At 41.1% G+C, this 21772-nt stretch carries 17 protein-coding genes; 5 read left to right on the top strand and 12 right to left on the bottom strand.

Annotation, left to right across the window (positions count from 1 at the left end; genetic code table 11):
* Positions 1 to 21: 21 nt before the first annotated feature.
* Positions 22 to 468 carry a DUF2721 domain-containing protein gene (locus GLIP_RS00680; RefSeq protein WP_008842612.1) on the bottom strand — a complete coding sequence of 149 codons (447 nt, stop codon included), beginning with the start codon at positions 466 to 468 and terminating at the stop codon, positions 22 to 24.
* A gap of 140 nt (positions 469 to 608) precedes the next feature.
* Positions 609 to 1457 carry a substrate-binding periplasmic protein gene (locus tag GLIP_RS00675; protein WP_008842611.1) on the bottom strand — a complete coding sequence of 283 codons (849 nt, stop codon included), beginning with the start codon at positions 1455 to 1457 and terminating at the stop codon, positions 609 to 611.
* A gap of 193 nt (positions 1458 to 1650) precedes the next feature.
* On the opposite strand from GLIP_RS00675, the gene GLIP_RS00670 reads away from it, so the two are divergent.
* The gene (locus GLIP_RS00670; RefSeq protein ID WP_008842610.1) at positions 1651 to 3063 is read left to right on the top strand and encodes a hypothetical protein; all 1413 of its coding nucleotides are present in this window, start codon (positions 1651 to 1653) and stop codon (positions 3061 to 3063) included.
* Positions 3064 to 3251: 188 nt separating this feature from the next.
* Entirely contained in the window at positions 3252 to 4619 is a 1368-nt protein-coding gene (hemN, locus tag GLIP_RS00665; RefSeq protein WP_008842608.1) for an oxygen-independent coproporphyrinogen III oxidase, read from the top strand.
* A gap of 37 nt (positions 4620 to 4656) precedes the next feature.
* Here hemN and GLIP_RS00660 read toward each other — a convergent pair whose 3' ends face one another.
* The 8 genes from GLIP_RS00660 to GLIP_RS00625 form a co-directional block, all read right to left on the bottom strand.
* Positions 4657 to 5994, bottom strand: a complete 1338-nt coding sequence (locus tag GLIP_RS00660; RefSeq protein WP_040521520.1) for a DUF58 domain-containing protein — start codon at positions 5992 to 5994, stop codon at positions 4657 to 4659.
* A complete protein-coding gene (locus GLIP_RS00655; protein ID WP_008842606.1) occupies positions 5991 to 7037 on the bottom strand; it encodes an AAA family ATPase in 1047 nt (348 codons plus the stop codon). Before GLIP_RS00655 ends, GLIP_RS00660 begins: the two co-directional genes overlap by 4 nt.
* Positions 7034 to 8209: a DUF4350 domain-containing protein gene (locus GLIP_RS00650; RefSeq protein ID WP_008842605.1), complete on the bottom strand. Its 1176-nt coding sequence runs from the start codon at positions 8207 to 8209 to the stop codon at positions 7034 to 7036. Before GLIP_RS00650 ends, GLIP_RS00655 begins: the two co-directional genes overlap by 4 nt.
* Complete coding sequence (locus tag GLIP_RS00645) at positions 8206 to 9756, bottom strand: hypothetical protein (protein WP_040521517.1); 1551 nt, start codon at positions 9754 to 9756, stop codon at positions 8206 to 8208. Before GLIP_RS00645 ends, GLIP_RS00650 begins: the two co-directional genes overlap by 4 nt.
* Positions 9753 to 10739, bottom strand: a complete 987-nt coding sequence (locus tag GLIP_RS00640) for a stage II sporulation protein M (RefSeq protein ID WP_008842603.1) — start codon at positions 10737 to 10739, stop codon at positions 9753 to 9755. Before GLIP_RS00640 ends, GLIP_RS00645 begins: the two co-directional genes overlap by 4 nt.
* Positions 10736 to 11416, bottom strand: a complete 681-nt coding sequence (locus tag GLIP_RS00635) for an RDD family protein (protein ID WP_008842602.1) — start codon at positions 11414 to 11416, stop codon at positions 10736 to 10738. Before GLIP_RS00635 ends, GLIP_RS00640 begins: the two co-directional genes overlap by 4 nt.
* A gap of 14 nt (positions 11417 to 11430) precedes the next feature.
* Positions 11431 to 12039 carry a hypothetical protein gene (locus tag GLIP_RS00630; protein WP_008842601.1) on the bottom strand — a complete coding sequence of 203 codons (609 nt, stop codon included), beginning with the start codon at positions 12037 to 12039 and terminating at the stop codon, positions 11431 to 11433.
* Between the two features lie 108 nt (positions 12040 to 12147).
* On the bottom strand, positions 12148 to 13266 hold the full coding sequence (locus GLIP_RS00625) for a M14 family metallopeptidase (RefSeq protein ID WP_008842600.1): 1119 nt from the start codon (positions 13264 to 13266) through the stop codon (positions 12148 to 12150).
* 149 nt (positions 13267 to 13415) lie between these two features.
* On the opposite strand from GLIP_RS00625, the gene GLIP_RS00620 reads away from it, so the two are divergent.
* Together GLIP_RS00620 and GLIP_RS00615 are read left to right on the top strand one after the other, a co-directional pair.
* On the top strand, positions 13416 to 14846 hold the full coding sequence (locus tag GLIP_RS00620; protein ID WP_008842599.1) for a cryptochrome/photolyase family protein: 1431 nt from the start codon (positions 13416 to 13418) through the stop codon (positions 14844 to 14846).
* Positions 14847 to 14861: 15 nt separating this feature from the next.
* Positions 14862 to 16403, top strand: a complete 1542-nt coding sequence (locus GLIP_RS00615) for a cryptochrome/photolyase family protein (protein ID WP_008842598.1) — start codon at positions 14862 to 14864, stop codon at positions 16401 to 16403.
* Between the two features lie 408 nt (positions 16404 to 16811).
* On the opposite strand, the gene GLIP_RS00610 is transcribed toward GLIP_RS00615, so the two are convergent.
* Positions 16812 to 19055, bottom strand: coding sequence for a YgiQ family radical SAM protein (locus GLIP_RS00610; protein WP_008842597.1), 2244 nt, complete (start codon positions 19053 to 19055; stop codon positions 16812 to 16814).
* A 172-nt stretch (positions 19056 to 19227) separates the two neighbouring features.
* Positions 19228 to 19419, bottom strand: a complete 192-nt coding sequence (locus GLIP_RS00605) for a CPXCG motif-containing cysteine-rich protein (protein ID WP_008842596.1) — start codon at positions 19417 to 19419, stop codon at positions 19228 to 19230.
* Positions 19420 to 19561: 142 nt separating this feature from the next.
* On the opposite strand from GLIP_RS00605, the gene GLIP_RS00600 reads away from it, so the two are divergent.
* On the top strand, positions 19562 to 21697 hold the full coding sequence (locus GLIP_RS00600) for an exonuclease domain-containing protein (protein WP_008842595.1): 2136 nt from the start codon (positions 19562 to 19564) through the stop codon (positions 21695 to 21697).
* The last annotated feature ends 75 nt before the right edge of the window (positions 21698 to 21772 follow it).

Genomic DNA, 21772 nt, shown 5'->3' with positions numbered 1-21772 from the left:
AGTTATTAACTGGGTCTGCTGTTACATTTCATCATACGCTGCGATCTTTAAAGACGCATTGGCGATACTGACTTCTAAAAAGAACGAAATTAATCCGCCGGTAATCAGTAGTAATCCAAAAATAAACATGGTGATTATCGTCACATCTAAATTTACCGTTATCAGACCATTTAACAATAATAAAATAACGTCCAGACACACTGTAACTGCGGCAGCAGTAATAAAGGTTACCGCCCAATTGGCAAATCGCATTCTTCTGCGTAACGACTTCAATTCACCTTTTGCCCGGTCGTTTATCTTGCTGACGTCGATCTCTCCTATCCGTTCCCAATAACGCGCTCTGTCGATAATTCGAGCCAATCGTCCAGTCACAACATTAAGCATCTGCCCCATGCCTACAATTAAAAACACTGGAGCCAGCGATAATTGAATTAGCTCTACAGCTGATTCATCTAAATGAATTTCCATTATTCTCCCACTGCTTAGATTCACCTGCCCTTTTCAATTATTCACTTATACCAAAAGCGAACGTAAAATGCACAGAACTCTTTAGTTCATCGATAAAAAAGATGCGTGGGTAAGTGCATTTCAATTCATCCTAAAGCGAATTACTGACTATATTTCTGCAACGTTTTTTTGTAGCTATCCATTTCCTTAAGCGCATCTAAATACAAATTGAATTGCTGTACCTCTTCTTCTGATACGCTGGCTTGGCTAAACATGACGTAAATATCTCCCGTGGTTACGGTAAACCCATGGGCAACAATGTAATTGTCTAATGCTTTTCTGCGTAACATTGACGCACCCACGAAACTGTCTTCTAAATAACCGTCAATATCCATATCGAGCAATCGCGCAATATTGAGTTCGCCCATAATACCACTGACAAAATTCGTAGAAGTTGCTTTACTATCTTGTAAAATGGAAATCTCCGGGCCGTAGTAATAATCACCTACAACGCCAATTTTACTGCCATTTGAAATAAACTCATCAATATCTGCATAACCTGCCCGCGTTGAATCGTCTTTACGAATATACAAAGAGAATTCTTCTGTGCGATAGGGATCACTAAAATACGCGAAGTCTTCGCGTGCAGGCGTTTTTGAAGCGCCGAGTAACAAATCTACATTGCCTTCGCGTAAATCTTCCAACAAGGATACCCAAGTACCTCTGACGAAAGTGACGTTACAGCCCATTTCTTTTAGCACTTCGGTGACAATTTCGATATCTAGTCCTTTAATGTCTCCATCAACATTGACATATTGATAGGGTTCCCAGACATCAAAACCTAAGCTGTAAGAGCAAGAAGGTAAATCCACTGCGTTATCCTGTGTTTCTTCTGAATTAGCAGCGAGTTGTTTTTCAGTTGTTTGACTTGACGACTGTGCCTGTTGTGGACTGCATGCAATTAAGGCATAAGACAAACTCATTATTAGTAGCAATTTAACTGTTTTCATAATGGTGGCGTCCTTAAATAATTCTACATAAGTTTATGTCAGATTCTTAAATTTGCTATTTTCAAGACACTTTTTGATTAATTCCATACAATCAATTTGCGTAAGTAGGCGCATTTAATACAAATTTTCTCTGTTACTCCTTTTACGGATATTCTAAAATTCACAACCTGGGTACATCAGTTGAGGAAAATTCATGGACAAACAAGTCAGCTCTAGGTCAACCAGTCAAAAAGCGTTACGAATCAATCTCGACGAAAAGAAATATGGCACTATTGTTGAAATTGGTGCTGGACAAGAAGTAGCCAGACAATTTTTTATAGCCGGTGCGGCTGCTGGAACCATTGCTAAAACCATGTCTGCATACGATATGGTCTTTTCAGACGCAATATATGGTGTGCAAGCCGATGGGCGTTATGTGAGTCAAGCGCGTGTTCAAGCCATGATGGAACAAGAATTTGATCTGGTGGTTGATCGAGTAGGTGAACTACGTTCAAAAAGTTCACGTTATTTTGCCTATGCTGCCACTGTGGCTGCCAAAAGTTTTGGTCGCAAAAATGAATGCCACGCTTGGTTGGGCATTCGTATTCAAATGTATCCAGGGGCTGAGCCATCTGATATTAAAGTGCATGTTCGTATGTTTGACGACAATGCTGAAGCCCAACAACAAGCCCTAGGTGTTATCGGTGTAAATCTAATTTATGCAGCCTACTTTTATTTCGAAGATCCTAAAAAAATCATTGACTCTCTTACCGATGGCATGAAACCGAATCGAGTTGAAATTGATTTTATCGACTTTAGAGGTCCTTATTTCCTCGATGTAGACAATCGCGCTAAGAACTTACACTTAATCCGTAGTTGGAAAACACGCGCAGTAATGTTCAAACCTGATGGTAGCGTAGCGATTCCTGCTGAATTACTTTACAAAAAGAATATATTGACCATTCGTGGTTCGTTTAGGCCAGTCACTAAACTCAATGTTGATATGATTGAACAAGGCCAAACATCGTTTTACGAGCTCAAAGATGTAAGTAAAGAAAATACCGCCGTGATTGCTGAAATATCATTGAATGATATGAAAGGTAATGATGCGCAAATGCCTGAAAAAGATATAGTCGCGCGAGTACAACTACTCAATTCGTTAGGCTATAACGTCATGGTATCGGATTACACTCGATATTTCTCACTACGCGCTTATTTCCGCCAATATACCAAATTGCAAATAGGTATCGTGGTCGGCATGGTCAATATTAAACAAATATTCGATGAAGCTAGCTACAAAGGCGTAGAAGGCGGCATTATGGAAGGCTTTGGTAAATTGTTCCCTGACAATACCAAAATGTTTATTTATCCTGAGTTAGATGACAATGGTCAACTCAATGACTTCACGTTAGTAAAAGTACCTGAACATCTACGGTTTTTGTATCGTCATTTACTTGAAAATGGCTTCTTGGCAGGTATTGAGTGTAGCGACAACAATTTGTTTTCAATCTACTCCCGTGACTTGCTAAAACAGCTACCATCTGGACGTGGTGAATGGGAAGATTGTGTACCGCAAAAAGTGGCTGACGAAATCATTGAACACAAGTTTTTTGGTTATCGCGATTAAGCTAACTCAACGTCAAAATCTTAATATAAAAATGGCAGCACTTCACCCCTGCCATTTTTTTATGCCTGCTAGTTTTTTCCTTACTTTTGCCATTTCACGAATAACCCAGCAAAGTATTGCGCGAGATCAATAACTCATTTACCCATTTGTTTAAACTGCAAACAGGTTTTATCAATGGCAAATGTAACATGAATTCAACACGCTTCTTCGATCCTAAGTTGCTTAGAAAATACAATATTAATGGTCCCCGCTATACCTCTTATCCGACAGCATTATCATTTAACGAATCCTTTTTTAATGATGATTTGATTAAAGCGGTAAAAACCTCCCCTAATACAGACCTTTCGCTGTATCTGCATATCCCTTTCTGTCAAAGCCTATGCTATTACTGCGGATGCAATAAAATAGTCACTCGCCATACAGAAAAAGCGGAGGAATACCTAACTTTTTTGATTGCAGAAATAGCACAGCGAAAAAACCTATTTAAGAAGCACTTAGTGCAGCAAATTCATTTAGGGGGAGGCACTCCAAGTTTTTTAAGCAAGCAACAACTATCGAATTTATTAGCAGTGTTAAAAAGCCATTTTAATCTAGCTGAAAATGCAGAAATAGGGATCGAAATCGATCCCAGAAACGTATCTCAAGATTACATCGAACATTTAGCCAATATCGGCTTTAATCGACTCAGTATTGGTGTACAAGATATTGATCCACAAGTACAAATCGCCATCAATCGCGTTCAATCGACCGAGTTAATTAAGCAATTAGTCGAACGTGCTCATAAACTAGGGTTCAGGTCGGTGAATTTAGATCTAATCTATGGTCTACCACATCAAACACCTGATCGCTTTGCTCGCACGCTTGACGCAGCAATTGCCATGAATGTGCAGCGAATTTCGTTGTTCAGTTACGCACATTTACCAGAGCGTTTTCCAGCACAACGAAAATTACGTGATGAATGGCTACCTAACGCAACTGAAAAACTTGCTTTAATGCAACTCGCGATAGAACGCTTGCTCTCTGCAGGTTATTTGATGGTGGGAATGGATCATTTCGCAAAACCTAACGACGAATTAGCCATTGCACAACAACAGCAAAAGCTGCATAGAAATTTTCAAGGATATACTACTCATGCAGATTGTGATCTTTTAGGCTTAGGCTTATCTGCAATTAGTCATATTGGCAATTGTTTCAGCCAAAACCATAAAAATTTATCAGATTATTATCAAGCATTAAATAACAGCAATAACGCAGTTCACAAAGGGGTGAAAACCTCGCTCGACGACCAAATACGCGGCTATGTAATCAGTCAATTAATGTGTAATTTGCAGGTCGACAAAGGTCAAGTAGAAGCCTTGTTTGATATCGACTTTGACACCTATTTCCAACACAGTTTGTATTCATTATTGCCGTTTGTTCAAGACCAACTAGTTGACATCAATTCAACAAAAATCAAAGTGAGTGAGAAAGCGCGATTGTTAATTCGAAATATTTGCATGAGTTTTGATGCGCATATTAAAAATCAACAAGCTCTAAAGTACTCGTCAGTGATTTAGCGATTTACCTCAATCCTGAATAAGGAATTGGGGTTAATTATAACAATCCCGCTTTTTTCACGCTCAAATAAGTATTTAATACATTCGGCGTTAAATGCGAAGCAGGAGCATTGATACATATCACCCCTTTTTGTTTTAAACGCTGAACATTTCTATCAATGGATTTTTTGATTTTATGGGCGGAGGCATAGGTAATCGCTTCTTCAAACGTTTCAACAGGTTGAGATTCTATCTGTTTATAGATTGGCTCTTCTATGCTGATCACGGCAACTAAATGTTTTGCCTTAAGTAATTGTACTGCTTTGAGTAAATCGTCAAAGTCTTCATCACGTAAGCAACTGACAAGCAAAATCAGCGCACGTTTAGGCTGTTTCACTAATAACTCTTGAGCGGCACTAAGGTAATCACTTGCTATTTTTTGCGGGTACAGATCATAAAAGTGTTGCATCACTTTACTAACATTTTGAGCACCCCGAATATGACTCAACCAGCGTGATTCACTACCAAAACTTTGTAAACTGACATTGTCGCCATTTTTCAAAGCAGTATACGACAACATGATGAGTGAATTTAAAGCATGATCAAAATAGCTCAGTTGATCATCTTGGACCCGCATACGTCTGCCAGAATCGAGCATAACGATTAGGTGTTGGTTTTTTTCTTCTTGGTATTCTCTGGAAATTAGCTTGTTGAAACGACTCGTCGCTCGCCAATCGATTTGTTTAATGCTTTCGCCTTCGCGATAATCTCGCAGTTGTAAGAAATCCATACCACTGCCACGCATGTTGAACTTCTTCAATCCAGCTTGAGCCAAATTCACACTCCCCTTCAACCCAGACAAATCACTTATTGCGGTAAAATTGGGGAATACTTTGTGATCGCTGACATGTTCAATCCAGTAAACATATAGCCAAAAGCCTAATTTAGACGCAACTTTAATTTCTGTTGCTGAAATTTGTGAAGGACCACGCTTAGTTGGAGTAACTGTATAACTGAACTCGGCGATTTGTCCTGGTTGCAAACTGCAGCCATGATAATTATCAGAACATAACCAATGCTCTGGCACCATTTCACTACACTGTAACGACAAAGCAAAATGACCACGATTTGCCAATGCAATACTTACCGGTTGTGCAACGTGCACAGACAAGTTGGCGGGGATTTCTCGTTTTACTGCCACTTGAGGAGGATGTCGACTAATCAGCAAATCATAACCAACCAAAAGTGCAACAATCAACGCTAAACCCAGTGGAATACCAGCAAACTGACCCAAGCCATTGGCGTAAATACCAATCGGTATCACTAAGCCTATAACGGTAAGTGCCGCTGTCCAACTTAGCAATCGAGTGGAGGGGGCTAACCTAATTCTTCTCATTGTCTAGGTGCAGCTACCTGTTGAATGATTTCAGACAACACCTGTTCAGCGGAAGATCCAGATATTTCGCGCTCAGCGGACAGTATTATGCGATGACGCAAAACAGGCAATAACATGGCTTTGATATGGTCCGGTGTGACAAAGCTTTGTCCCTCGCATAATGCTTTAACTTTTGCCGCTTGCACCAATGCAATACTGGCTCGAATCCCGGCACCATGCACTATACCATCCCATTCTCGTGTAGCTCTGACCAATCCAACCGCATAATCCACCACGTTGTCGTCTATCAATACTTTGCTAACCAACGCTTTAAGCTCAAGCACATCTTGTTTGCTCAACACACTTTGTATCGACGCATTCACAATGCCTGTCTGATTTTCAGTATTCAGTTTTGTTAGCTTTATTTCATCTTGATGTTCTGGATAGCTGACCAACACTTTTAACATGAAGCGGTCAAGTTCAGCTTCTGGTAAAGGATAAGTACCTTCATTGTCGATAGGGTTTTGCGTGGCGAGAACCATAAATGGCGTTTCCAGCGGCATACTTTTACCATCGATTGTGATTTGATATTCCTGCATCACTTCTAACAAAGCGGCCTGCGTTTTAGCTGGCGCTCTGTTTATCTCATCAGCCAACAGCAGATGGGTAAATGCTGGGCCTTTGCGCAACGAAAATTGACCGCTTGCCATATCTAACATTGAGTGGCCAGTTACATCGGCTGGCATCAAATCGGGCGTAAATTGCACCCGTTTATAATCTAAGTCGATGCTTTTCGCCAAAGCTCGGATAAGTAATGTTTTCCCTAAACCTGGCACCCCTTCTAGCAACACGTGTCCACCGGCGAGAAATGCAATAATAACCTGCTCGACGACGTCATTCTGACCAATTAACAAACGCTGTACATTGTTTTTCAATGCGCTAATTTGTGTACTTGCTTTATGCAATGTATCACTATCGATAAGTGATTCCGCTTGCGCGTCAGTCACCGTGCTATTCGGCAGCTCCGGCGATGTTTGATTGGTTTCTAATTCAGCGTCATTCATAACATTTTCCTGAGAGTCTGTAGACTCGCTATCCGTTGAGTAAATTGCGTTTCATTAACGAGGGTCTGACTAAACATAAGCGAATTGATGGTGTCGATAGGCCATCCGCTTATTTGTGACAATTGTTCGAGCAGCTTGTCTTTATTGGCACTTTTGGTGGCCGGTCGTTTTTTGTGCAGCGCCACAATAATCGAGTGACGAATCTCTTCTGTTAACTCTGTTTGACGTTTAAGACGCCAGTAAAACTCACCGGCCGCTTTGATGTGCAATGAAAAAGGGGTGTACTTATGTTCATCTACATTTTGTATCGGTCCAAAACGCAACGCCCAATGCCACATTGCGAATACCAACAATACGCCGCCAAACCAAATAAAATAGGGAGCAAAATCATAAAGTAATGTAAACCAGTGCGGTAATTCACGCGTAGAAAAAATATAAACGTTAGGTGAGCCACTCACTAATTGTTCAAGTAATACAACATTATCCTCTTGCCCAATTTGGTAGTTATTCCAAATATAGGCATCAGTGAGCAGGGTAATCAGTCCTTCGCCCATGTCCATCTGTGCAAATGTAGCACCGTAATCATCTCCTGCTGTGTAAAAAATGTCAGGATTTTCAGGCAAATCCAGATGGTAACTGCTTTCCAAATTTACCATCATAGGGAGTTCATCTGGATTTATGATTTCAGTGGGATAGCGTTCTATGAATGTTTCATCATTACGCCACTTAACCCCAACGTTTAATCTTTGCACTAAAGCGTTGGCCCGAAAACCTTCTGTACCTTCAGTAGCATTAAGCGCAACGACCAAATGACCGCCAGAATGCACCCAATCAAGAATTTTACTGGCTAACGAGTCTGACAATGCAATCTCGCCTTCAGTTAACACTATCGAGTCGTCATTTTGTGGATAAATAGATGTATTTGTGTCGTTATACAACACACGATAATCTTCTAGTAACGCGACCTGTGCTCCCTTTTCTTGCAAAAACATTTTCGCTGCAAGGTAGGGTTGGTTCCGTGCTTCTTCACTCAAACCCAAATGGGTTACTTTTTCGAATGACTCAAACCCTTTATACAAGTAGACACCGGCAATCAACAGAATTAGGGCGAATAAAATGCGCACTGTCCAAGTTTGTCGACTCTCAACGGGGCGTAAATTATGATTATTCATGTAACAGGCACCGTTTGATTGAACAGTGTTTTCCACTTTTCACACAACATCTGCATTGTCGACTTTTGTGGCCAAGTATGTGCCCACGCTAAATGGATCCAAGTGTCAATTAGCTGTTGCATAAACTCACGTCGATCGCCCTCAATGGATTTTTTGATGACCTCCAGACACTCTCTTTCCGTCATTGATTTAGTTAAAGGCAATGCTTGTTCTTTGCTGATTTCCAAGAGGCTAGTAATCAACATCAAAGACATCAATTTACGATATGCTTTTGCCTCCAGTAAGCGGTCTAGTTCTGATGGCACATCATCAGGCAAACTATCGCCATCATAACTTTGACTAAACACGGTCAGATCGAGCTCTTGAGCATCTTGAGGTGATGCCGGTCGATTAAACAAGGCTTTAATGTGGTCTCTAGATAAATACAATAACAGCAATAACAATGATCCAAAGACCAACCACATTAAACCTTCTGCAATATTGGCAACAAATATAATCGCACTCGACAACCAATCAGGTAAACTATCGGATGATTGTTCCTTTTCTTTCTCTTCGTCTCCCCAACCAACCCAACGATAATCAGTTTCGGTTTTTTGTCCATTAAACGGCGGCACATCCAGTATCGCCTTAATCTGCGCTTCACTTTCAAATTCAATATTTTTTTGTCCGGCAGGGTCTGTATCAACAAATATGGCGCTATCAGTTTCTATCGTTTGCGCTGGCGGTGTTTCGGGAAGGTTCTCATCCGCCCACGATTCAGTAACAAGTGCGAAACAACACATTATCAAAATACAACTTGTGACTGCCCCCGTTAGCGGCTTAGAGACTCTACTTACTGCGCGCTTAAAACCAATTTCTATATCCCATCCTTCAAGCATAATTCGACGATTTAAATAAGCCGCGAAACTGCCAGCAATATAAAACGGTGCAACCAACAAATATGCTAAAAAAGTAAATAGGTTGTAGGTTAACTCAACTCCCCAACTATCACTGTTAATTGCTTGCCAATAATCAAACTCAACCCCTGAAGGGATTACAAAACTAATCAGTGCAACTAATCCCAGAATAATGATCAGTTCCCAGACCATACAAACGATCGTCCACCAAGCAGTGTTATCGTCGGTAGTGCGATGTAATATGGATAAACGTTTGCTGCGCTCTGCCCCTTCTAGGCCTTCTAACTGCTGAATGGCTAAATCAAACCCTCTGGTAGGCGAAATTCTGCGCCAAGTGATACTGGCAAACCACTGTTTCTTTAATAATCCCGGCCACGCTTTAATCGCATCTTTAGCCGTGACATTCTCAGCGAACACCCTTCGGCTCAAAATGTGTAGTAAGCCCCGCTCGTAGAGCGGCTTGAGCCACCAAAATGCGACTACCCCCCATACGATATCAATGCTACAAGCGATGACAAATATAGGTAACGTAACTGCCAGCCAAAATCCCATAAGTGACTTCCACCAGCGCAGTGCCATTCGACAGCCAAGATCGAATGCTTTCCAACTACTTCTGGGGCGTATTTCGATACTTAGATTATCAAGATTCACGGTAACACCTTAGTATCTCGACTGCCGCGGGGAAAAATATAAATCAATATCCACACCCAACAAATCGCACCTACCGTGTATTTGACGGCATTGGGTAACGTAGTGCTGCTAGACCAAAATGCTTCAATAAATGCAGCAACGACTAACATTAAAAATGCACCAAAAATAATAGGGAAGGTTATTTTACCAGCCCTTTTTAACGCGGCCGCTCTAGACAATGCGCCGGGACGAATGACATGCATCCCCACCACTCCACCGGCAGCAGCTGAAAGCACAATAGCAGTTAATTCAAATGATCCATGCGTGATAACAAAAGAGAAAAACGTGCTAGAAAAGCCGACATTCACAATGTGCGCGCTGACCGCACCAAAAAAGATGGCGTTAAACAGCAAATAATAGAGCGTACCAAAGCCCAACAAAAAGCCACCCACGAAACATTGAAAAGCGATTGATATGTTATTTTTGATGTAAAAACCAAACATAAGAAAGTCGCTGTCAGAATCTCGTTCATTGCGAAAATTTCCGGTATTTTCATCTATTCGCGACGCAGGATCATACATTTGTTCTAACTGAGTAACCTGCGCGTTCGGCATCACATTACGCACAAAATCAGGTTCAATCATAGTCGCCGTGAATGTAATTAAGGCAAACCCGTAAAAGAGAATGTGTGCCCAAATCACATACGGACGAATAAGCAATAAATGCGCAGGAAAATCATATTTAACAAATTGCCAAAATGGGGCCCAAATACGGTTACCAGGCTTGTACAAACATTGTTGACCTTGTAGCAGTAAATCGTTTAACCGAGAAATTAAAGCCGGGCTGTATAAACGACTTTTCGCTACTGCTAAATCATGCGTTAACTGTCTAAATGCATGCGGTAAATCGATATCATATTCATGCAATTTATGTGGTTCTTTGACTGCCTCAGCGAACACATCCCAGCTTTTTTGGCGCATTTGAATAAAGTCATGTTGTTTCATGTTTTACCCACCAAATTTGCGGCGATTGATTTAAGGTGGCTAATCGCTTCAGGCCCCGTAACTTGGGTAATGGGTGACATGATATCGGCTAACTCTTGTTGACGCTGTGGACTCAAGGTTTTACTGCGCTCCGCAAACGCTATGACCGACTTTTGCGTCTCTTCATCAAGCTTAATGTCTACTTTTTGTTGCTTATCGAAACTAAAATAGCTCATTCTAATTGGGGCTTCTTTATAAACCACCATTGTGCCACCGATATAGTCTCCAACACGTTTATTGTGCGATGACAATAACATGCAAACTCCACCTAACAGATAAAACGCAGGTAAAAAGTCTGCCGCCCTAAATAGGTTGCGGATTAGCGAGCCTGCCAAGTTTACTGGCAACCCGTTGTCATAAACGACAGTGAGACCAAAAGATTTTTTACCTGGAGTTTGTCCTTTGGTAATTTCGAACACGACGGGATAAAACCATTCCACTAAGAAAACAACAATAAGTATTAATCCGATCCCCATTTTTCCAGCAAATGACAAAGCAATCGCCGCTGCAGCGACAATGACAACACGGATTAAAAGGTCGTAAACAAATGCGAGAGTGCGAACGCCGATACCAGCTGGCGTCAACTGAATATCAATACCTTCTGCTGTTTCCAAGTTAATTTGGTTGTCAATTTTCAATTAGTTGGCTCTTTTTAATTGAGAATTAGAGGTGCAAATATACCGAACAACATCAGTCCCCAAAAAGCCGTTCCGAGCAAAATAAAGCACCAATTGAAAATACTAAAGGATGCGTTTTGATGACCTTCTGGATCATCACACACCTGATTAATGCGGTCTTGGACATACCAAATCGGTAACAATTGCAATACTAAAATAGCGACGAAAACTATTATGTAAATGGTTAGCTGGTCAACTGACGGTTCCCACCTGTTGGTAAGCGCATTTATAATCACAGTAATCACATATAAACTGGCCATCCCCCCTGAGACATTGCGTTCAATCTTCTTGGATTCGAGGGCATCCTGTACCTGCGCATATAATGCGTGAATAAAAAAGATATTAAAAATAGCACGCAAAATAGGGATACAAGGATAATCAGCATTGACTTTTTGTAACCGCCAATTGCGGAAAAACCAAAAAACCAAATAAAGGTTTAGGGTAAACACAGACAAAATGATGAGTTTTGTTTTAGCAACCACATAAAATGGTTTTTGATCTAATGCTTCATGGCTTTCTATATTGCCTAAATCTGATTTAGGTGCTGCATATAAACTATTTTCTGAAGTTTGATTTAACGACATGATACTTCCTTGTACTGAAGGCTTAACAAACAGAGCATTAGCTCGCCCACGTTTGAGTATGCCAGAATATCTATTGAGATCCAGCAATTTAGAGTAGGCAAAAGAAACTTAGGTGAGCTGGAAATAATGGGTAAAGCACTTATACAACTGTGTGCCACTAAGTACCGATGCAGAAGGAAAATGTAAAATCGGAATCAGGTCACAGGGTGCAAAAATCGTTTCAGTCGCTCGCGAATTATCTAACTCATCGACATTGAGTACTTTCGCCAAGAGTTCTCCTTGTTTAATTAGCTCTCCCGGTTTTGCTAAATAATCCACAATGCCACCTTGATGGGTATATAAAATTTTATAGTTGTTAAGTGTTACTGCCACTCTAGTCATGTCTTTGGGTTTATAGTCTGCTTTCTGCAAACTGCCCTTTGCATTCAAATAGGCCATAATACTTTGCGCGTCATACAAGCCTTCATCAAAGCTAATAACTTCTTGAGAACCCATCTCTAATGTAAAGGCCTCAACTGCAAAATTCACTTCACATGTTCGCTTTTCAGTTAATAAATCTTGTAGGCTCCACCAGTGACAAAATGTGGCTTCATCTAGTGCTCCTGCAAATTTATTGGGAATCAAAATGACGTGGGGAATATTAAACAAAGATGCAGACGCTTTAGCATATTCGGGCACATAGATATGACGCGTAGATACTGGGCCGTTATGTAAATCGATCACGATATCTGCATCAAATGCCAGCTGTTGTAATTTGAGATTAAGCTGTTGAGCGAGGCCCAAACCCCAAGTATCTGTCAGTTTTTCATCAATTTTATGTTTTATTGCCTGCCGAAATCGAGATTTGATGGAAGCTAATGACTCGTCGTCAGTGACAGTATCCACAAACTCGGTCACTAAATTGTGATCAAAATAATACCCTCTATTCCAATTGGTGCCATTAATGGGATCAAATCGGCCTAACGTGTACTCGCCTGCTTTGATATTAGTACCAACTGGATTACAGTTCGGTACAAGAGTAATCTCACCACAAATATCAATATTTTTAAGCAATTGAATCAAGTGATAAATCACAACATTCCCCTGTACTTCAGCGCCATGAATTGAACTTTGCATATAGACTTTAGGTCCAGGTTGGTTGCCCTTAAAGCGATACAGAGGCACATTCATGTTTCGTCCGGAGGCATTTTGCGCCACGACCAAGTACTCTTTAGAAAATTGATTCATTTACCAGCCCATCTATTCTTTATCTGATTACAGATTACGGTAATTGAATGCGGACTGTTCTACAAATTATTATGCGTGTTGAAATAGATCCAAATCTTGCAAAGATAAGTAAAAACTGACTTTAGAATAAATCAAAAGGACACCCTGCATTGAGCAAAGCAAAAAGTATTATGTGGTTTCGTCAAGATCTGCGTTTACGCGACAATCCTGCCTTGTGTGCGGCCTGTGCAAACGGGGATGTGATACCCGTTTATATTCTTGATGAGCATAATGCACAGAGTTTTTCTCCCGGTGCAGCCAGTAAATGGTGGTTACACCAATCGCTGTTAAGCCTAAACGCGTCATTGTCAGAAAAGCTACACGTCATGCGTGGCAACCCTATCGACGTTTTAAACAATATCATCGAACAAACTGGCGCGACTCATGTTGTCTGGAATCGGTGTTACGAACCTTGGCAAATACATCGAGACAAAGAACTTAAAGAGCAACTCAAGCAGCGCAATATTCAGGTTGAAAGCTTTAATGGCAGCCTATTGTGGGAACCGTGGACAATCATGAATCAAAGCGGTTCCCCCTATAAAGTGTTTACGCCATTTTATCGTAAAGGATGTTTACAAGCCCCCTCTCCTCGTTCTGTCACATCCGCCCCTATTCAGGCAAGTTATGTTTATGAAAGCGCCTTGGATGAAGGAATAGATAGTCTTAATTTAATGCCTGATATTCCATGGTATGAACAAATGCAAGCGCATTGGCAGCCTGGCGAAGAAGGTGCAGGCATCGCGTTGAGCGAATTTCTTAACCAATCTATAAACGACTATAAACAAGCTCGTGATGTACCAAGCTTGAACGGCACATCTCACTTATCTCCTCATTTGCACTTTGGTGAAATTTCACCTCATCAAATTTGGTATGCCACCCTGCATAAATTTAATGGCAGTATGGCTAACGCTGATATGGACTGCTTTTTAAGCGAAATTGGATGGCGGGAATTTAGTTACTATTTGTTATACCACTTTCCTACTTTACCAAGTGAAAACTTCAACCCTAAGTTCAATCAGTACCACTGGCGAGGTCGTAACAATGATTTAGAAGCGTGGCAACGGGGTCAAACGGGCGTGCCGATAGTCGATGCAGGTATGCGAGAGTTGTGGCAAACCGGTTACATGCACAATCGAGTACGAATGATTGTTGGCTCATACTTGGTTAAGAATCTAAAAACCCACTGGCATCATGGCGAAAGCTGGTTCTGGGACTGTTTATTAGATGCGGATTTAGCCGCCAATAGCGCAAGTTGGCAGTGGGTTGCTGGTTCCGGCGCCGATGCATCACCATTTTTTAGAATATTTAATCCTGTCACGCAAGGTGAAAAGTTTGATAGCGAAGGCGAATATGTTCGCCGATATTGCCCTGAACTACAGAACTTACCGAATAAATACATCCATAAGCCTTGGGATGCACCAGAGGACGTGTTAATCGAAGCAAACATTCGTCTAGGGCAGGACTATCCTCATCCGTTAGTCGACTTAAAAGAATCTCGCCAGCAGGCGTTAGACGCATACGAAGCCGTTAAAAATGCATAGTGGTTGGAAAAAATAATGGCGAGCGCTCTTAGATTGGTGTTAGCAGATCAACTCAGTATTTCGTTAGCAAGTCTTAGGGACTGTGACAAAAAAAATGATCTGATATTGATGGCAGAAGTAAAGTCAGAAGCCAGTTATGTTAAGCATCACAAAAAGAAAATCGCTTTTCTGTTCTCCGCCATGCGCCACTTTGCCGCGAAGCTTGAAAATGAGGGCTTTAACGTTCGATATATTAAATACGACGACAAAGACAATCAGGGATCACTTTTCAAGGAAGTAAAACGTGCCGTGGAAATTAGTCGAGTAGATAAAATTGAGCTCACTTTTCCAGGTGAATTTCGGGTACTTGAAGATTTCAAGAGTTGGCGGCAAAAATTCAATATCCCAGTTAATATTTTAGACGATGACCGATTTTTAAGCTCTATTGATGATTTTGCAGATTGGGCACAGGGTAAAAAACAACTTCGAATGGAGTATTTTTATCGACAAATTCGTCGCTCTACTTTCACCTTAATGGAGGGGCAAGAACCCACCGGGGGAAAGTGGAATTATGATAGCGCAAATCGACGCGCTATGGATAACGAGTTATCCATTCCCGTACATACGCAATTTGAACCGGATGCCATTACACAAGAAGTGTTGGATTTAGTTGCACATCAATTTGCAGATCATTTTGGCAATTTAGAACATTTCCATTTTGCATGTACGCGAGAGCAAGCATTGCAGGTGTTAAAGTCGTTTGTTGCGCAGCGATTAGAAAACTTTGGTCAATACCAAGACGCTATGGTACAAGGAAAGCCTTGGCTGTTTCATTCGCACATAAGTTTTTATTTAAATTGTGGCTTACTACTACCAAAAGAAGTGATTGAAGAGGCAGAAAATGCCTATCGAAATGGTAATGCCCCATTGAATTCTGTAGAAGGTTTTATTCGTCAAATCCTAGGTTGGCGAGAATATGTCCGTGGAATCTATTGGCTTAAAATGCCGGACTACAAAGTTGAAAACGCGCTCAATGCTAAACGCAGATTGCCTGAATTTTTCTGGACAGCAGACACAAACATGAACTGTCTTCAGCAATGCATTACTGAAACCCGAGACAATGCCTATGCGCACCACATCCAGCGTTTAATGGTGCTAGGCAACTTTCTGTTGCTATCAGGTGTTCACCCTGATGAAGTTAATGAATGGTATTTGATTGTTTATGCAGATGCATACGAATGGGTAGAAATGCCAAATGTAAGTGGCATGATTTTGTATGCAGATGGTGGGTTATTAGCAAGCAAACCCTACGCTGCTAGCGGGAGCTACATCAACAAGATGTCAAACTATTGCCAACATTGTCATTATAACGTCAAAGAAAAAAACGGGGCGCAAGCGTGCCCTTTTAATTATCTCTATTGGGATTTTTTAGAGCGCAATAAAGAAGCATTGCAAAAAAATCCTAGGCTGGGTATGCCCTATTCCACCTTGAATAAAATGTCAGATGACAAAGTGCGACGCATTCGCCAAGACAGTGATATTTTTTTCACGGCCTTAGATAATAATCAAAAAGTCTAAGTGATTAGTCCCTCAAGAATTTGAGATTTTCCACGGGATAAATCCCGTGCTACAACACACCTGTAGGTGGGACTTTAGTCCCGCAACAATTTCAAACCTTCCAGGGGATGAATCCCGTGCTACAACACAACTATAGGTGGGACTTTATTCCCGCAACAATTTTAAACCTTCCACAGAATAAATTCCGTGCTACAACACACCTGTAGGTGGGGCTTTAGTCCCGCAACAATTTTAAACCTTCCACGGGATGAATTCCGTGCTACAACACAACTGTAGGTGGGACTTTAGTCCCGCAACAATTTTAAACCTTCCACGGAATAAATTCCGTGCTACAACACACCTGTAGGTGGGGCTTTAGTCCCGCAACAATTTAAAACCTTCCACGGGATGAATTCCGTGCTACAAGGGCTAACGCTTCTTGTTGGATTTATTTGCCGCCTTATTATGCGGTTGATTGTCGCTAAAACGTGTTAAGCCTTGCTGGGCTTTAGGCTTACCTTTGCCTTTAGCAAATGCTTTATTGCGCGAACGCTTGGCATATTCTTTATGTGCTTTACCACTTAATTCTTCTTTGCTTTCAGCAGGGACTAGGTGTTTAGGACCATTGCCAATTAAATGGGCTTTCCCCATTTCTTTTAAGGCTTTACGGATCACGGGCCAATTGGCAGGATCATGATATCGCAAAAACGCACGATGCAATCTACGATGAATTTCGCCTTTTGGTACCGTTACCTGTTCGCTTTTGTGATTCACTTTATGTATCGGGTTTTTACCCGTGTGATACATAGTCGTCGCATTAGCCATAGGGGATGGATAAAAATTTTGTACCTGATCAAGTTTGAAATTGTGCTCTTTTAACCACATCGCCAAACTCACCATATCCATGTCTTCTGTACCCGGATGCGCAGAGATAAAGTACGGAATTAAGTACTGAATTTTACCCGCTTCTTTGGTGTATTTATCGAACATTTCTTTAAACCGGTCGTAAGTTCCCATTCCCGGTTTCATCATTTTATCTAGTGGTGCTTTTTCGGTATGTTCAGGAGCAATTTTTAAATAGCCACCAACATGATGAGTCACAAGCTCACGTACATAGTTTGGATCTTCTATTGCCAAATCATATCGCACGCCAGAAGCAATCAATACTTTTTTGACCCCTTCTACTTTTCGCGCTTTTTTGTATAGCTCAACGGTAGGAGTTTGGTCAGTATCTAAGTGCCCACAGATATCCGGCCATACACACGACAATCGACGACAGGTTTGTTCAGCTTTTGCGCTCTTACAGCGCAGCTTATACATGTTAGCCGTTGGCCCACCTAAATCTGAAATAACACCTGTAAAACCGGGTACTTTATCGCGAATTTGTTCGATTTCACGAATGATTGATTCTTCTGAACGGCTTTGAATAACCCGACCTTCATGTTCAGTAATAGAACAGAATGTACAGCCACCAAAACAACCTCGCATGATATTTACCGAGGTTTTAATCATGTCGTATGCTGGAATTTTAGCTTTACCATAACTCGGATGAGGAATACGTGCGTAAGGTAAATCAAAAACCGCATCCATTTCTTCAGTTTCTAATGGAAATGCCGGCGGATTTATCCAAATAATACGATCGCCGTGACGCTGAGCCAACGCTCTGGCGCATCCGGGATTAGTTTCTTGATGCAATATGCGTGAGGTATGCGCGTAATGGGTCTTTTCTGCCCGCACCACATCATAAGGTGGAAGCATTACATAGGTCTTTTCCCAAGGTTTTCTGCGCTGAGTTTTAGAGGTAAATGGTTGCACTACAACTGGCTTGGCTTTTTGCGCATCTTCTAGCACTTGTTGTTGCTCGCCTTCAGCAACTGCACATTTATCCTCAATATATTCATAGGGGCTAGGAATAGGGTCAATTTTGCCAATCACATCAACATGTGTTGAATCGACGCCCTGCCACTCAGGTAATGGCTCTTTACGAATAACCGCTGTTCCGCGCACATCTTGCATCTCTGCAATCGTCTCACCAGCAGCAAATCGATGGGCGATTTCAAGTAACGGTCTTTCCGCATTTCCGAACATCAACATGTCAGCTTTAGAATCAAATAAAACCGAACGTTTAACTTTATCTGACCAATAATCGTAATGGGCAATTCGTCTTAAACTGGCTTCAATACCACCGATAATAACGGGTTTTTTATAGGCTTCTTTACAGCGCTGGGTATAAACAGTTACAGCTCTGTCTGGACGCTTTCCACCTTCGTTATTTGGCGTATATGCATCATCGTGACGTAACTTGCGATCAGCGGTATATCGATTGATCATCGAATCCATGTTGCCGGCAGTTACCCCAAAAAACAGATTTGGTTCGCCCAACTGCATAAAATCTTTTTTACTTGTCCAATCAGGTTGCGCGATGATACCAACACGAAATCCTTGAGATTCAAGCACCCTTCCGATAACCGCCATACCGAAACTAGGATGATCTACGTAAGCATCCCCGGTGACGATGATAATGTCACAACTATCCCAACCTAATTGCTCCATTTCTTGGCGAGACATAGGTAAAAACGGTGCTGGTCCGAAGCATTCGGCCCAATATTTAGGATAGGAAAATAGCCCTCTTTCAGCTTTCATTCGCTGAGCAGGCTGTCGCATGACAGTCATTTGTTTTACCAAGAAGTTATCGGTTTAAAATTTCGCGGGAGTATACCAGAAAAAGCCTGCAGACAAGAATTTAATCGACTTTTAAACTAGTTAAGCACTGGCACTATTGTCAACATAACTGTTCACAATTTACACACTTTGTAACTATTACTGTGTTTACCCTCCGCCTCCACTACTCGTCATCTCGCTTAGCAATCACTTCAATACCAAAACCGTTATCAATAATTTGTAATTCAATTGGCTGACAACAAATCTGACAATCCACAATTTGCTGTTGACCAATATCATTCACTTCATCAATTTCTAAGTCGTTGTATGTCATACAGTACGGACATTCGAATTTGCTTGCTATGGTGAGACTCATGTTCTCTCCTAAAAGTGATTAATTTATATTTGGTTACGCACAAGTCCGATAAAAAGATTGAAACATTCAAAATACTGACTAGATATACAGTTGTTTTTAAAATACACTGTAATTGTGTCCAGTCAAACGTTTTAATTGATCGATGAAAGAACTACCAAGTAAATATTATTTAACTCACTTTCAAGAGTTTCTTGCGTTCATTTCAGGCCCTTGTGCACATTTACTCTCTAATGAAGATAGCGCTTTTATAGGTAAATTTCATACTCTTTGTGAAGATGCACAATGTTTATATGTCAGAGGACTAAATAGAAAGTCGTCAATCATTAAACGAGCTTCATTACTCTACGACGAAATAAATCATCATCAAATTCACATAGAGGAACTACTAGCACAGGGTTTTTACAACGAAGTGACAGATCAACATTTAACTGAACTAATTGCGACATTAACCAAAGCAGAACTAGCACAAGCACTAAAAAATGCAGGCGTTGCATTTAAAAGTTCGCAAAGCAAAGCCGACTATTTACAATTAGTCGAAGACTATTGTCAGTTTGAAGATTTTTCAGCTTTTTTAGATCCCCAGTTGATATTACGTAGAGGACACGACCTCCATATCAATTATTTTTTATTTCTGTTTTTTGGTGATTTAAACAGTAACTTATCTAAGTTTTCTATGCGTGATCTGGGAATCATGCCGACGCAACGAGGGGTAACCAGCGATAACGCCCGATTTGACTTTATTGACGAGGCAAAAAGCGCTTTTTTTTACGCGCAAAAGCGACGAGAAGTAAACACTTTGCTGCCAAAGCAGCAAATGGCTTTAGCAAAACAACTCGCGTCTTTCCCTAACCCGCAAGGTACTTTAGCCAATGTCAATTACGATCGGTTTTTACTGAAGTTGGGGAAATCCCTAATACAACATGATTTACCGCTGGCTTTGGAAGTATTGGCATCATCTTCTGAACCCTTAGCACAGGAAAAAGTGATTCGTGAAAACTACAAACTCGGCAATAAAGAGTGGGTAAAAGAGCGCTTAGAAAAGATAATTGAAGAACCTGATTCAGAAATGTTACTCACCTTCGCCCAAGACTTTCTAGCACGTAAATTTCAACAAAAACGGACAAGCGTACTCACAGACATGTTACGCGAGCAATCATCCACCATCATGATAGACGAAATGTACATGGATAGCGTGGAACAAGGTGTAAAGCTATATTACCAGAAGCAAGGTAAGCAAGCTTTTCGTACAGAAAATCGGTTATGGCGTGCATTGTTTGGATTAGTCTTTTGGCATGAGTTATTTGAAATGGATAGCAACGCTCTGGTCACTGAATTTGATTACAAACCGCAAGCAATTAGTCAAAATAATTTTTTTGAACTTTACCAACAAAGTATAGAAACGCGTCTATATCGCATCACAAGTTCGCAGATGGCGTTTAAGCAGATATCTAAAGTAATGCTCGAAAAATACGGTAAACCGAATGGCATATTTCGTTGGCATAAGTCTTTATTAGAGGTGCTGGCAGTGTTTTTTGACCACGTAAGTATTGACGGGTTTAAAGACCATCTGCGGGTGATGGCCAAGGACTTTAAAAACTACAGTGACGGCTACCCAGACTTAATGATAGTAGACGAACAGGGCCTTAGATTTGAAGAAGTTAAATCCCCTGGTGATCAATTACGTAAAAACCAATTGTTAACCATAAATTCTCTTCGAAAATCAGGATTTAATGTCAGTGTTTCTCAAGTAGAGTGGTTTTTAGACCCTCAACAACCCTATGCTGTAGTGGACATTGAGACGACTGGCGGGCGAGCAAATCAGCACCGAATTACAGAGATTGGTATTGCAAAAGTGGTTGGGGATAAAGTCATTGATACTTGGCAAACGTTAATCAATCCACAGCGACATATTCCACAAAAGATTACTCAGCTAACTGGCATTGACGATGAAATGGTTGCTGATGCTCCTCTTTTCGTCGAAATAGCTCAGACACTGCGCAACTACTTAGCGGATTGTGTATTTGTTGCCCACAACGTGAATTTTGATTATGGTTTTATTCGCGCCGAATTCGAACGCTTGGAACAAAACTTTCGAATGCCTAAATTGTGTACCGTGCGTGAAATGCGTAAAGCGGTGCCTGGACTGCCATCATATTCGTTGGCAAATTTAACCCGTCATTTTGGCATAGATATGACTCGTCATCATCGTGCCCTTTCCGATGCCCAAGCCGCCGCCGAGTTATTATTTATCATCAACGAAGTTCGCCATCAGCAATGAGCCCCCCTGTCTACATTGCGACGATAACTCTGTAGCATGGAATTTATTCTATGAAATAAACACCAAATTGGGTGA

The sequence above is a fragment of the Aliiglaciecola lipolytica E3 genome (assembly GCF_000314975.1).
GTDB lineage: Bacteria > Pseudomonadota > Gammaproteobacteria > Enterobacterales > Alteromonadaceae > Aliiglaciecola > Aliiglaciecola lipolytica.
The sequence above is the reverse complement of the archived record's forward strand: the minus strand, read 5'-3'. Positions and strand labels throughout refer to the sequence as shown.

What these genes read in the sequence shown, in the direction of transcription:
- GLIP_RS00680 (WP_008842612.1), bottom strand. Translation starts at nt 468, where the DNA reads ATGGAAATTCATTTAGATGAATCAGCTGTAGAGCTAATTCAATTATCG.
- GLIP_RS00675 (WP_008842611.1), bottom strand. Translation starts at nt 1,457, where the DNA reads ATGAAAACAGTTAAATTGCTACTAATAATGAGTTTGTCTTATGCCTTA.
- GLIP_RS00670 (WP_008842610.1), top strand. Translation starts at nt 1,651, where the DNA reads ATGGACAAACAAGTCAGCTCTAGGTCAACCAGTCAAAAAGCGTTACGA.
- hemN (WP_008842608.1), top strand. Translation starts at nt 3,252, where the DNA reads ATGAATTCAACACGCTTCTTCGATCCTAAGTTGCTTAGAAAATACAAT.
- GLIP_RS00660 (WP_040521520.1), bottom strand. Translation starts at nt 5,994, where the DNA reads ATGAGAAGAATTAGGTTAGCCCCCTCCACTCGATTGCTAAGTTGGACA.
- GLIP_RS00655 (WP_008842606.1), bottom strand. Translation starts at nt 7,037, where the DNA reads ATGAATGACGCTGAATTAGAAACCAATCAAACATCGCCGGAGCTGCCG.
- GLIP_RS00650 (WP_008842605.1), bottom strand. Translation starts at nt 8,209, where the DNA reads ATGAATAATCATAATTTACGCCCCGTTGAGAGTCGACAAACTTGGACA.
- GLIP_RS00640 (WP_008842603.1), bottom strand. Translation starts at nt 10,739, where the DNA reads ATGAAACAACATGACTTTATTCAAATGCGCCAAAAAAGCTGGGATGTG.
- GLIP_RS00630 (WP_008842601.1), bottom strand. Translation starts at nt 12,039, where the DNA reads ATGTCGTTAAATCAAACTTCAGAAAATAGTTTATATGCAGCACCTAAA.
- GLIP_RS00625 (WP_008842600.1), bottom strand. Translation starts at nt 13,266, where the DNA reads ATGAATCAATTTTCTAAAGAGTACTTGGTCGTGGCGCAAAATGCCTCC.
- GLIP_RS00615 (WP_008842598.1), top strand. Translation starts at nt 14,862, where the DNA reads ATGGCGAGCGCTCTTAGATTGGTGTTAGCAGATCAACTCAGTATTTCG.
- GLIP_RS00610 (WP_008842597.1), bottom strand. Translation starts at nt 19,055, where the DNA reads ATGACTGTCATGCGACAGCCTGCTCAGCGAATGAAAGCTGAAAGAGGG.
- GLIP_RS00605 (WP_008842596.1), bottom strand. Translation starts at nt 19,419, where the DNA reads ATGAGTCTCACCATAGCAAGCAAATTCGAATGTCCGTACTGTATGACA.
- GLIP_RS00600 (WP_008842595.1), top strand. Translation starts at nt 19,562, where the DNA reads ATGAAAGAACTACCAAGTAAATATTATTTAACTCACTTTCAAGAGTTT.